The organism is Lysinibacillus xylanilyticus, from assembly GCF_001183605.1.
Classification (GTDB): domain Bacteria; phylum Bacillota; class Bacilli; order Bacillales_A; family Planococcaceae; genus Lysinibacillus; species Lysinibacillus xylanilyticus.
Genome location: NZ_LFXJ01000005.1, coordinates 1,009,567 through 1,021,250, shown reverse-complemented (window position 1 = coordinate 1,021,250; position 11,684 = coordinate 1,009,567). Strand labels below are relative to the sequence as shown.

At 34.1% G+C, this 11,684-nt stretch carries 9 protein-coding genes and 2 pseudogenes; 4 read left to right on the top strand and 7 right to left on the bottom strand.

Features of this window, described 5'->3' with window-relative positions; genetic code table 11:
* Nucleotides 1-140 precede the first annotated feature (140 nt).
* The 6 genes from ACZ11_RS07825 to ACZ11_RS07795 all read right to left on the bottom strand — a co-directional run bounded on the left by ACZ11_RS07825 (nucleotide 141) and on the right by ACZ11_RS07795 (nucleotide 6,541).
* Nucleotides 141-881 (bottom strand): alpha/beta hydrolase, encoded by a 741-nt coding sequence (locus ACZ11_RS07825; RefSeq protein WP_236690806.1) that lies wholly within the window; start codon nucleotides 879-881, stop codon nucleotides 141-143.
* Nucleotides 882-1,658: 777 nt separating this feature from the next.
* Nucleotides 1,659-2,180: a GNAT family N-acetyltransferase gene (locus ACZ11_RS07820; RefSeq protein ID WP_049665081.1), complete on the bottom strand. Its 522-nt coding sequence runs from the start codon at nucleotides 2,178-2,180 to the stop codon at nucleotides 1,659-1,661.
* A gap of 439 nt (nucleotides 2,181-2,619) precedes the next feature.
* Nucleotides 2,620-3,093, bottom strand: coding sequence for a DUF2691 family protein (locus tag ACZ11_RS07815; RefSeq protein ID WP_049665079.1), 474 nt, complete (start codon nucleotides 3,091-3,093; stop codon nucleotides 2,620-2,622).
* 92 nt (nucleotides 3,094-3,185) lie between these two features.
* On the bottom strand, nucleotides 3,186-3,419 hold the full coding sequence (locus tag ACZ11_RS07810) for a hypothetical protein (protein ID WP_049665078.1): 234 nt from the start codon (nucleotides 3,417-3,419) through the stop codon (nucleotides 3,186-3,188).
* A 670-nt stretch (nucleotides 3,420-4,089) separates the two neighbouring features.
* Nucleotides 4,090-6,066 carry an alpha/beta hydrolase family protein gene (locus ACZ11_RS07800; protein ID WP_049665076.1) on the bottom strand — a complete coding sequence of 659 codons (1,977 nt, stop codon included), beginning with the start codon at nucleotides 6,064-6,066 and terminating at the stop codon, nucleotides 4,090-4,092.
* Nucleotides 6,053-6,541, bottom strand: a complete 489-nt coding sequence (locus ACZ11_RS07795) for a DinB family protein (protein WP_049665074.1) — start codon at nucleotides 6,539-6,541, stop codon at nucleotides 6,053-6,055. Before ACZ11_RS07795 ends, ACZ11_RS07800 begins: the two co-directional genes overlap by 14 nt.
* 171 nt (nucleotides 6,542-6,712) lie before the next feature.
* Between ACZ11_RS07795 and ACZ11_RS07790 the strand changes: the two are divergent.
* Together ACZ11_RS07790 and ACZ11_RS25070 are read left to right on the top strand one after the other, a co-directional pair.
* Nucleotides 6,713-7,033, top strand: a pseudogene (locus ACZ11_RS07790) (tyrosine-type recombinase/integrase); the annotation flags it as partial.
* A gap of 69 nt (nucleotides 7,034-7,102) precedes the next feature.
* A pseudogene (locus ACZ11_RS25070) lies at nucleotides 7,103-7,560 on the top strand (IS3 family transposase); the annotation flags it as partial.
* A 59-nt stretch (nucleotides 7,561-7,619) separates the two neighbouring features.
* On the opposite strand, the gene ACZ11_RS07780 reads toward ACZ11_RS25070, so the two are convergent.
* Entirely contained in the window at nucleotides 7,620-9,116 is a 1,497-nt protein-coding gene (locus ACZ11_RS07780) for an N-acetylmuramoyl-L-alanine amidase (RefSeq protein ID WP_134008682.1), read from the bottom strand.
* A 579-nt stretch (nucleotides 9,117-9,695) separates the two neighbouring features.
* Here ACZ11_RS07780 and ACZ11_RS25065 point away from each other — a divergent pair.
* Together ACZ11_RS25065 and hpaB are read left to right on the top strand one after the other, a co-directional pair.
* On the top strand, nucleotides 9,696-9,815 hold the full coding sequence (locus ACZ11_RS25065) for a YjcZ family sporulation protein (protein WP_082172717.1): 120 nt from the start codon (nucleotides 9,696-9,698) through the stop codon (nucleotides 9,813-9,815).
* A 343-nt stretch (nucleotides 9,816-10,158) separates the two neighbouring features.
* The gene (gene hpaB, locus ACZ11_RS07775; protein ID WP_049665072.1) at nucleotides 10,159-11,610 is read left to right on the top strand and encodes a 4-hydroxyphenylacetate 3-monooxygenase, oxygenase component; all 1,452 of its coding nucleotides are present in this window, start codon (nucleotides 10,159-10,161) and stop codon (nucleotides 11,608-11,610) included.
* The last annotated feature ends 74 nt before the right edge of the window (nucleotides 11,611-11,684 follow it).

Here is an 11,684-nt window from a genome sequence, read left to right as displayed (position 1 = left end):
AATCTTGGCCCTATCCAATCTTAACAATGTATTGCCTTATTTCGTATATTTTTCCCTCATTCAACTAAACTACTCTGTTAACACAAGAAGCGATTACTCTAATTGAGCAATCGCCACCGTTAGTTGAAGATTCATTAAAACTACCAAGTTAAATCATTTAAAAATGTAAGAATATCTTGGTTTACGTCGTTCATGTCCGTACCTAATGTCATTAAATGTTTAGAGTTCGGATACCCTTTCATTGTTTTTTGATTCGTCGCAACGCTTTGAAAAATTACCTCTGCACTTTCTTTATACAATGGTTCATCTAATTCACCATACAATATACGAATTGGTGACGTTAAAAGTGCTAATTTATCCATCGTTATATCAATTAACTGTTGGAACTCAACTAATGAATCGATAGACAGCGTTTGAAGACGTTTCATTTCTAAATTTATTTGTTCTTCATTTTTCCCTTCAAGTTGTTTGTACCCTTTTGCATTATGAAGGACACGCTTCTGCAGAAAAGTTGCTTCCCTGTGTATTGGAACTGACATCGTTACAACACCACTTATTTCCAACTCTTGACCAACTTTTAATGCAAACACACCACCAAGAGAAAGACCAATCACAGCAATTTTTTGAAAACCTTCCTCCTTCAACAACTGGTAACCATTTAATACATCTTGCCACCAATCTGACGGTCTATATGTGAGAAGTTTTTCTGCTGTTAAACCGTGTCCACTGTATAATGGTGCATAGCAAGAATAATTGTTCTTTTGCAAATACTTCCCTAACTTTTTCATATCATTCGTATTGCTTGTAAAAGAATGTAATAGTAATACGGCTTTCTCTCCACCTTTATAGAAAAAAGGCTTAGGGGGTACTATTTTAATCATTATTTTGAATACCTCACTAATTTATTCTTAGACTTTAGTTAAATTTCTGATCATCATTTATATTTTTCCTTTAAAGTATAACATCCATTCGTAATTGAACTAAACCGCTCGTTAATTCAATTAAAAAAGATCTGCCTATGCAACTCAATGATCTTCAAGTAAAACACACCGTTAATTTAAGAAGAACATCGAAGCTTATTAAGACAATCGCGCCCTATTTGAAGATCACAAAATATAAAAATTGCCGACTGTATACATACGTTGTTAAGAAGTAAACTAAACTAATAAAGTACAAATGACATTGTGCTTTATTAGTTTAGTTTGACTCCTCAATAGGAGTTGGATACTTACAGAATTTAATGTAGGAATTTTATTAAGAAAAGAAGGAGAGATACGATGTTCGATCAAGTTGCGTATTTTATTTTTAGAGCCCTGGTAATTCTAACGGTTTTGGTTGTTGTGTTTGGAATCCCTCTTGGGGATACACTGATTAGAAAAAAATAAGACTGCATCCACATGGATGCAGTTTTTTGACATTTTACATTTTGCTTCGTTACTAAAATAGATTTAGGGATTGGAAAAAAAAGTGGACCATATTGAAGTAAATCCCTCCATTAGTTGAAGAAGAATAGCGTCGCTTATTAAACACGCGCCTGATTGCTGTATAAATATTATATTTTTGCTAAAACAGAGTTTACAAAATCGGTTTTTCCTTCTGGATATTTGTGTTTATTATGGGTCAAGACGTTGATAGCTTACATTTCTTTCCGAGAGATCCTATTTTACTAAGGATTCTGTTATTTTCCCATCTAGATTTTTAATCGCCAACATCGAGTTATCCTGAATGATTCCTGTATCTACGAAGCCAAATGAAGCGTATAATGTTTTAGCTATGACATTACTTGTTCGATAAAAGAGGGTTACATATTCTGCTTCCCCATTTGGCATATTTTCAATATCCTTCAACATTTTTTCAAAGGCAAGTTTGCCATATCCTTTCCCCTGATAACACGTTTCAATCATAATATGCCATATAAAATAGCTCTTCTTCCCGTAAAAAACTTCATTTTCAAATGATTCATGATCCAACGTATCATAAATATACATCAAAAATCCAACCGCAACTCCATCAGCATAAATGGCAATGGGAGTCGCTGGTATCCCGTCTGCGTTCAACATATGGGCGTCTGCAAAGCTTCTGAGGTTAGTAGTTTGTATAAAGTCTTTCTGGTTTTCTCCAACTTCAAGTGCTATTACTTCATCTATGTTTTCCCCGGTTATTTTTCGTAATTCAATCATTTTTTTATCTCCTCTCCTAAGACAAGCCACTTTCACACATGACCTAAAAAATTCTAAATATCATTTCCATAATTCTCAAAATAGGGTACACAAAATATTCACCAATGCTAACTCTTTTTCCCCTGTGATTTCTAATCCTATTCCGCAAAATGCACTTTTAATTCAAGGTGCAACCCCAGACTTGAAGTAAAGCGCCTCTTCTGTTCAACAATTTACACAAATTACCTTATTCAACACAATCGAAAAAAACCTTCTTATTTAATTAACCTGCCCCGTTAGCCATCCATGTAGCGCAAAACCAGAGCTACACCACAGAATATGAAAGATGATTAAGTTCTTTCATGGGAGTTCAACAAGAAACAAGATGCTGCCGCTGCAACACCTTGTTTAACTCTTGCCCCCGTTAGTGGAATAAGAAGGTATAGGTATAAATCATCTGTTACCAAACTGATAGCTTTGATCTTGTATCATTTTTATCAGTAATGTATTGGAGATTTTCAAACCCTTTTATCTTTGCATTATCAAATAATCTTTCTAGTTTTTCACTGTCCTTACAATAAATCGTGACACAAACTGAATCCACAACTAATAATACGAGTTCACAATCACTATTTAAAAAATCCAAATCCCTATACGGTTCAATTAATGATGGATTATTCTCTTTTGAGTAGGCTTTTAAGTCCACAAAAATGAGATAATATCTATTATCTTCTAAAAGTTCTTTAAGGGATAAGCCTTCTATCCAGTTTACCTCATCTGTGAATAGTAGTTTTCCTAATTCATCATCCTCGACTAAATATGATTCCTCGCCTCCACTTAGCCAAATGAATTTAGTAATTTCAAAGGGTGTTAATACCTCCCAAAGAAACCTTCCGTATTCATTGGGAATTTCAAAACTGATTCCTCGTTTCATTTTTTCTCCTGCCTTTATTTTATTGAATTAACCTGCCTCGATAGCATAAAAAGCAATCGCTCTAATTGAACAATCACTCCTGTTAGAAGTAATTAAGGATTGATAATTTCCCCAGAATATTCTCTCAGATGTTCAATGGCCCGTGTTACTGCACCTTCCTCTGTCTCAATCAAAGACAATCCATTTTTAATAGGACTCCAATACTCATATCCGCAGTCTTCCTGCCACCTATATAATTCTGTGGTAAAAAGACCATCCTTACGTTTAATAATTTGAACTTTATATTCATTACTCGGAGACAACATTTCTTTTAGAACGTGTTCCATTAGCCCACCATCTTTCCTGGTAATAATGTGAATAGTATAGTATTACTTCTTCAACTAAACTGCACCGTTAGCATAAGAAGCGAATGCTCTAATTAAACAAGAGCACCCGTTACTTTAAGTACATTTATTCACAAACTAGCTTCTTCTCTATAACCTACTTTAATACCAAATGCTATCCATCTTCCATCTATATCTTCAATTACAAATTCTTTATTATTGTAATCAGTATTATCTAAATTACGGACGATTTTCACATTAGAATTGATTAACTCTTCTTAAAGTTCCTCTTGATTTTTTGTAATAAAGTAAGCATCGTACCCGTAGCCATAAGTTTCCTATTCGGAATTACATTTTGGCCGTTTGTTTTAGTTAAGATAATTTCTGTAGTATCACGATACAGACAAATATAAGGTTCATTTGCATCCAAAAATTGCACAGCCTTAAATCACATTTTTCGTTCATGAAAATTACCAGTTTTAACTATGTCTGATGTTGGAAATATACAGTGTGACTATAATAAAAGGTTCTTCATATTGCTTTCTCCTCTTAAATTTTTGGGTTCGCTTTTTTATTTCTAAACTGTCTTTGAGTACTCCTACTTTCACTAACCTGCGACGTTTATGAAGACTGTTTCATTCTTATGTATCCTGTGAGGATATCCATTTATCAATCATAAAACCCTAAAATCTTTCATACTTTCTCCAAGAATATAGTGTGAAAACCATATTAAATTCTGCTTCATAATAGCCACATTAATTCCTGGCTGGTCAGAACTATATGCCATTCCTTTAAAAATAATTAATTCTGTATCAACTTCCATATCCCTTAATCCTTGATATAGCCCATATGCATTTGGAATTGGAATTCTTGCATCTTTTTCACCATGTTGGATTAAAGTGGGAGTACAGGCTGATTTAATATATGTCAATGGTGATGTTTTAGTATATATCTCTGGATCATTCCATGGATCATTTCCTAAATACATCCTAATAAAGTATGGTATATCTGTATTTACATAATGGGTATTCCAATTAGTAATTCCGCCCCCAACTGAAATAGCTTTAAACCTACTACTAAATGTAGCACAGAAAGCTGATATATATCCCCCGTTACTCCATCCCATAACTCCTACTCTATCTTTATCTACAATCCCTTGATTAACTAATTTATCCACTCCAGAAATAACATCATCGTAGTCAGCAAGTCCTTGTTTTCTATAGTTTGCTTTTAAAAATTCATTACCATAACCAGAACTTCCCCTGTAGTTTGGTTCTAAAACGATAAAGCCTTTTTCAACAAACTGTTCAATCGGATATTTCTCATTGAAGCAGTCTGAAAATATTGGAAAGGATGCCCAGGCAGGTCCACCATGGATTACCACTAATAAGGGATATTTTTTATTTGCATCAAATTCTACTGGGGTTGATAAAACTCCCTCTATTTCAAGACCATCACTACTTTGCCATGAAATTATTTCTCTGTTACTTTTAAGCTTTCCATTGAAAAAGCTATTCTCATTCGTTATTTTTTCATCGTCTAAATAGATTTCAAAGGTTTCATTTGTTATAGCCTTATTATAGGATAAATGATTTCCATCCCTTGTTATTGAAGCATCCATTATAAAGCTATCTTCTTTTTCGCTTAACATTTCCACAGTTCCATCGTCAGATAGCAAACCAATAAGATAATTAGTTTTATTCTGCCATCTAATTAAAATTCCTTTAGATGTCCACCGTAATGGAATAACCGTACTATCAAAATCTGTTAAAGGTTGAATTAGCTCTCCATTATTAATATCATATATCTCTAGTGTACTGTCTTGTATATGAGTCTTATAGTAATCCTTCTCCCTTATGCTTGCTGAGTAACATATTTTGCTGCCATCAGGAGAAAAGCAAACGCTCCCTCCCAACAACTTATCTATATTCATCTTTTGTAGTTCACCAGCTTTAATATCTAGTATGTATAGATTTCCATTAATATAATCTTCCATATTTGGGCTTGGTGTAGCCATTAATACAACCTTTTTCCCATCATTTGAAATATCAAATTCATGGACATGAAAATCCTTACCCTCAGTTAGTTGATAAACAATGCTATTTTCGTGTTCATATTTATCATCATTTTGTATCACTTTTTCTATTTCAATGTAATATAAACAATTATTCTGGTATTCCTTACCTATATGATGGAAATCACCATATAGTTCCTTACGTTTCTTTATCGTCTCAGATTCTATTGACTGTGCAACGTAATAAAAACCTTTGCCAGTAGGCTCCCATTTGAATTTATTGACCCCTTCTTTCTCATCAGTAATTTGAACCCCACTATAACCATCTATGGACTTAACAAAGATCTGATTTTTCTTATTATTCCCATCATCAACTGGGCTAAGGTATGCGATATTTCTAGAATCTGGAGACCATAATGGGTAGGTACTATCTATATCCCTAGTTGTTAATGGGTAACAATGCCCCTTATCTTTTTCATATATCCATACTTGATTCCTATATGTATTGTCATTCCAGTTAGCTGTCTTCTTGACAAATGCTACGTTTTTGCCATCATCACTTATGTTTGTACCTGATAAGGTTGGTAGAGAAGTAATCTCTTCTATACTTAGATACGTTTTTTTATTCATTTTCATTAATAAACCCCCTCGGTAACTCTCTTCCAATAAAGTTAGCAGGTACAGGGCTCAGTTCTAATTCTCTTGCCCAAACAGAAAGTTGACCTATATGGTGAATTTCGTGAGTAATTATATGGTGTAATATATCATCAAAAGTGTATTTATCTTCATCCCAAGAAACACTGACTAGTTGTTCATTTAAATCTCCTAAATTTGTTGTTTTTAAAAATTCAGCTATTTCATTGCGTGATTTATCTGAAAGTGATTTAACTTTTTCAAGAGTATTATAATCAGCAAACTGAAATACTATATCTTCTTTGCCTTGAATACCACGAATCCAACTATATTCCACATCAATTATGTGAAAAAGTGTATATAATATATTTCCTACTCCACCCTTGTGGTCTTTTAACAACTCTTTAATTGTCAGTTGATTGCACCAGTCAAACCATTCATCTCTTACCTGCCAGTTGTATTCAAAGAATTTAATCATTGTAAGCACTCCAATCTAGGTTATTACATTATATTTCAATTTAAATACAACTATTTCCTTCTTCAGTAACCTGCAAAGTTAGTTGAATAAGAAGAGATGGGATCTATACGGAATCCCATCTTGAAGTGAAGCTCCCATTAGTTTAAGAAGAACTTCGTCGATTGCATTATACGCTGTGATATTTGGTTTAAAAGATACATTGAAAGTCGTCAAGATAGAGATCCAGCAATTTTTGTTACTGAAAGAAACCCACATCGTATGAGTATTGCGCGAATGAGGTATATCATTAAACGAATCTCCAGTCGTACTGGGATTAATAAAGATATACACCCCCATCAATTAAGACATAGTTACGCTACACACCTATTAAACAATGGTGCACCCATTGAAGTAATTCAAAGTTTAATGGGGCATGAAAAAAGTGAAACTACTCGGATTTATGCACAACTAAGTGGAAAGCTTAGGAAGGAATTTTATCAGAAATATTTTTAGTTTATTTAAAACAGAGAAACACCATAATAAATGTTTCTCTGTTCAATTAATGCACCCGTTAGCTTAACAGGAAAAGTATTATTAACAGATATCATGTATTTGACGTACGGGAACAGCAAACGTGCTTATTTATCAGCAATTAAGGACACTGAGACAAACAGCATATGAAGTATCTGCTTCATTAAGTATGGATATCGCGCTCAATACACTTCGTAAATTGAAGAAAAATCACTACCATTTAACAGAAGATGCATTTATTTATACGAATCCACAATTCCGGAAACTTGTGAAGAAAATGGGACTAGTGCAATCGATGTCACGCCGAGGAAACTGTTGGGATAACGCCCCCCAAGAATCCCTCTTCGGTCATTTTAAAGATGAAACCAATATGAAAGCGTGCGAAACATGAAGAAGTAAAACGAGAAGTGAAAAGTTATATGATGTATTACAACCATTATCGAGGGCAATGGAACTTGAAAAAGCTGCCGCCTGCAAAATACAGACAGCAGCTCCAAAAGGTTGCCTAGCTTTTTTCAAAATGTCCTTTACAAAGGGTACACTTTAATGAACCATGTAGCCCTTTTTACTATTGTTTTGAGTAATATTCCAAAATTCCTTTGTAGATAGATTCAGCAAATAGCTCAATATATTGATCATTTGTCAGTTTAGCTCGATCTTCACTATTTGATAGGAAGCCTAGCTCAACTAGAATGGCTGGAATATTCGTATTTGCAATTACAATGAAATTTCCTTTTTTGACCTTTCGATCATTCATATTTACGTTTTTAACAATTTGATTGTTTACAAACGTCGCAAGATCAATGTCTTCCTGATGCATATCACCTGGTGTTTGAGCGAAAAATGTTTCGGTACCTTGCGCAGAAGTATTAGCTGCATAATTAACATGGATACTTACGAAAATCTCACCATAATTAGCATGTGTAAAGTCAACTCGACCTTCTCGTGTAGGATACGTATCCCCAGTACGAGTCATTAAAACCTTTGCACCTGCCGCCTCAAGCTTTTGCGTAACAAGAGTGCTGACCTTTAATGCAATGTTTTTTTCTGCAATAGTACCGACTACAGTTCCAGGATCCTTGCCACCATGACCTGGATCAATAATGATTATACGATCTTTTAACGGATTACCACTTAGATTTAATATCTTTAAATAAGATTTATGGACATACCCTTCTTGACCGTTATAAATAATTTGTGCCCAATAACCGTTAATACTATTTACTTGAACATATTCGCCTTTTTTCAACTTACATAGTACTGTAGAAGTAGAGTTAGCTTCTTTGCGGATATTTAAATTATCAACTGTCACTCGACCTAGTAGATCACCTGAAACTTTCGGAGGAGTTTGGGTTGGATTCGGAATAGAAGGTTTTTCTACTTTCACATCCTCTGTACTATCTGCCACGATATAGCCCGGTACACCCTTTACTACAGTTAAATAGTAACCATTTACTGTTTTATAAACAGGTAATTTCACTTTACTATTGACAGTTGAAATAACCTTTGAAGAAGATGTAGGTTTTACATAACTATTTATACTTTGTGTTGTAGTAACTTGCTTTTGAATATTCCCTAATGCATTACCATCTGCATCTAAAAACTGTGCATACGTTTTATAAACATAGGCAAAGGCATCATTATAGGAAACTTTTAACCAATCTCCTTCAACTGCATAGACTGATAGTTTACCACCTTTATTGATAGTACCTACAATGTTAGCTTTAGATGACGAATCTTTGGATTTACGAATATTTAATCCATCAGTTGTTGAGGAAACTAATCCAATGACCTGTGATGTATCAAGTACAGCTACACCTTTAACAGGTGGCTCCTTTTCACTTTTAAAGAAGCTAAGCTGTTCTACATAGCCCGAAAGCTCACGGCCATCTGCAACATCTGCGAAGCTTGTTTTATTGACAACTAAATTATTGATCTCTTCATAAGCTTCATGCTTTGGAGAAATATCTTCAAAACCACCACTTGCACTTGCATTATGTATGGTAAATATAGAAGCTGAAATGAATAAGATGGTTAACATAAGACTGACTTTCTTGAAATACAATGTTCTATTTCCTCCCTTTCTATTATCGACTAAATTTTAACAAAATATACCACTTAAAGCTACTATAATAATGTAATCATTAGTATTTTTAGGATTTATAGGCTCATTTCTTAAAGCTCTGGATGATGATATTTTTAAAATATATGCACTGTATATTGGTTGATTTGAGTGGAGGCTGGGCGACTCCTTGGGGAACAGCGGCTCATCGGACTCCCCCACCAGTTGGAACGAAATCAACCACACGTTACAAATCCTCAGATATTCGCAAATGAAAAGTAGAACACACCATATTTATTAATTTCCTCATAATGTTCACTAGTTTGATGTAGCAGCTACGGCATTCTTATTTTTAATCCATATCACAGGCAATTCACTATACAAACATAGCTATCACATCATAATAATAGTAAGGTAATGCTAATTTAGCCTTACACCTCCTAAACTTTTTACTAAGGGTCACTCCATCCCAAGTGGCCCTTTTATATTGTCTTATCTCACAAAAATATATTTTTAATGCCTATAGGTGAATAGTTTAACACCCCACTCCTTCTCAGATGCTATGGTGGAAATGTTGGTGGCATGGAAAATGGCGGCTATTACGGTGGCGGATATGGTAATGGTTCAGCATTTGCCTTAATTGTTGTTCTATTTATACTTCTGATTATTATCGGCGCTACTTTTATGAATAGAGGGTATTAACATTTCTGATTTAAGGGTCGCCCCTGGCTTGGTGACCCTTTTATAGTTACTTTCCTCATTATGTAAAGTAGTCATAATGGCTTTCTTCCCGATTCTAGCCATCCATTTCATTCAATATAGTTATGAAATTTATAGTTTCACTTTGGAATCTTTGTTTAAAGTAACCTTCTTCTCCTTCTTCTTCAATTAACATGCTGCGTTAGTTAAAGAAAGAATATTAGCAAGCTCTAGTTACATAGAATAATTTTAGTAATAGTAATAAAATATTCGACGACTTAACTTGTTAAAACAGCTATAAACGAAGAATTTTATTTAAATATCAATTAAAATTGGGGAGTGGAACATGGGGGCTATAAATGGAAAAGATTACATTAATCGATTAAATCAGTTAAATAATGAAATTTGGTACGACGGTGAAAAAATTGAGGGGTTGTTATCAGAACAACCTGCCTTCAAGGGACTTATTCAGTCCAAAGCGGATCTTTATGATTTGCAACATGATCCAAAAATAAAAGATGAGATGACTTTTATTTCTCCAGTATCAGGAAAGCTTATTGGTCTTTCCTATTTGCAACCAAAAACGAAAGAGGACTTAATAAGAAGAAGAAAGATGATTGAACATTGGGCTAGGTATTCAGGGGGTATCATGGGAAGAAGCCCAGATTATTTGAACACAGTTTTAATGAGCTTTGCCTCTTCAGTATCCTTTTTAAATAATAAGGACAAATGTTTTCCAAACAATCTGCAAGCATTTTATGAATTGGCTAGGGAAAATGACCTGTCGTTTACACATACCTTTATTTCCCCACAAGTGAATCGTTCTTATATCTACATTGAAAATACGGATGAGCCAATCGCCGCAAAAGTTATTGATAAAAATGAAGAAGGAATCATTATTAAAGGTGCACGTCTTCTTGCTACGCAAGGTGGTTTAACAGATGAAGTATTAGTATTTAGCGTAGGTAAATTTCTATTTAATGAAGATGAAGCTTTTGCTTTTTCGATCCCTTCTAACACAAAAGGATTAAAGTTTATTTGTAGGGAAACATTCATCGGCGGACAATCTTCTTTTAATCATCCATTAAGCTCGCGGTTCGAAGAAATGGATTCTATCGTCGTCTTTGACAATGTATTAGTACCTTGGAATAGGGTATTTTATTACAGCAATGCAGAAGTAGCCGAAGAATTCCCAATTCAAAGCTCTTTCCATCCCTTTACTAAGCACCAAGTATTGACTAGACAAATTGTAAAAACAGAGTTCGTCTTAGGTATTGCTGAGCTTCTTATAGAAACGATTAATATAAGCGAGTATCAACATATCCAAGAAAAGATGTCAGAAATCATCATTGGTCTAGAAACGATGAAAGCCTTGTTAGAAAAATCTGAAAATAACGCAAAATTAGATGAATGGGGATATATGCGTCCAGAAATTTTCCCGCTTCAAGTTGCTGGTAATATCTTTCCTAAAATCTATCCTCGTTTCACTGAAATTATCCAGCTAATCGGAGCTAGTGGAATGATTACATTGCCAACCGAGAAAGCATTTCATTCTATTATTAGAAATGACTTAGATTTTTATCTTCAAGGAGCTACTAAGACCGCAGAGGAACGAGTAAAAATATTTCGTTTAGCTTGGGATCTAACAATGAGTTCATTTGGAACAAGACAAACCCAATATGAGCGATACTTTTTTGGCGACCCGATTCGATTATCCAGCGATTTATATAAGATATATCCAAAAAATGAATATATAAAGGTAATTAGTAATTTCTTGAATCTTAAAAAAGAAGAGTAATAGAAATTCAATTATTGTCTTAAATGAATACAGGTTTAATAATTCCTTTTTAGGATCAAAATACTACGCTCAAT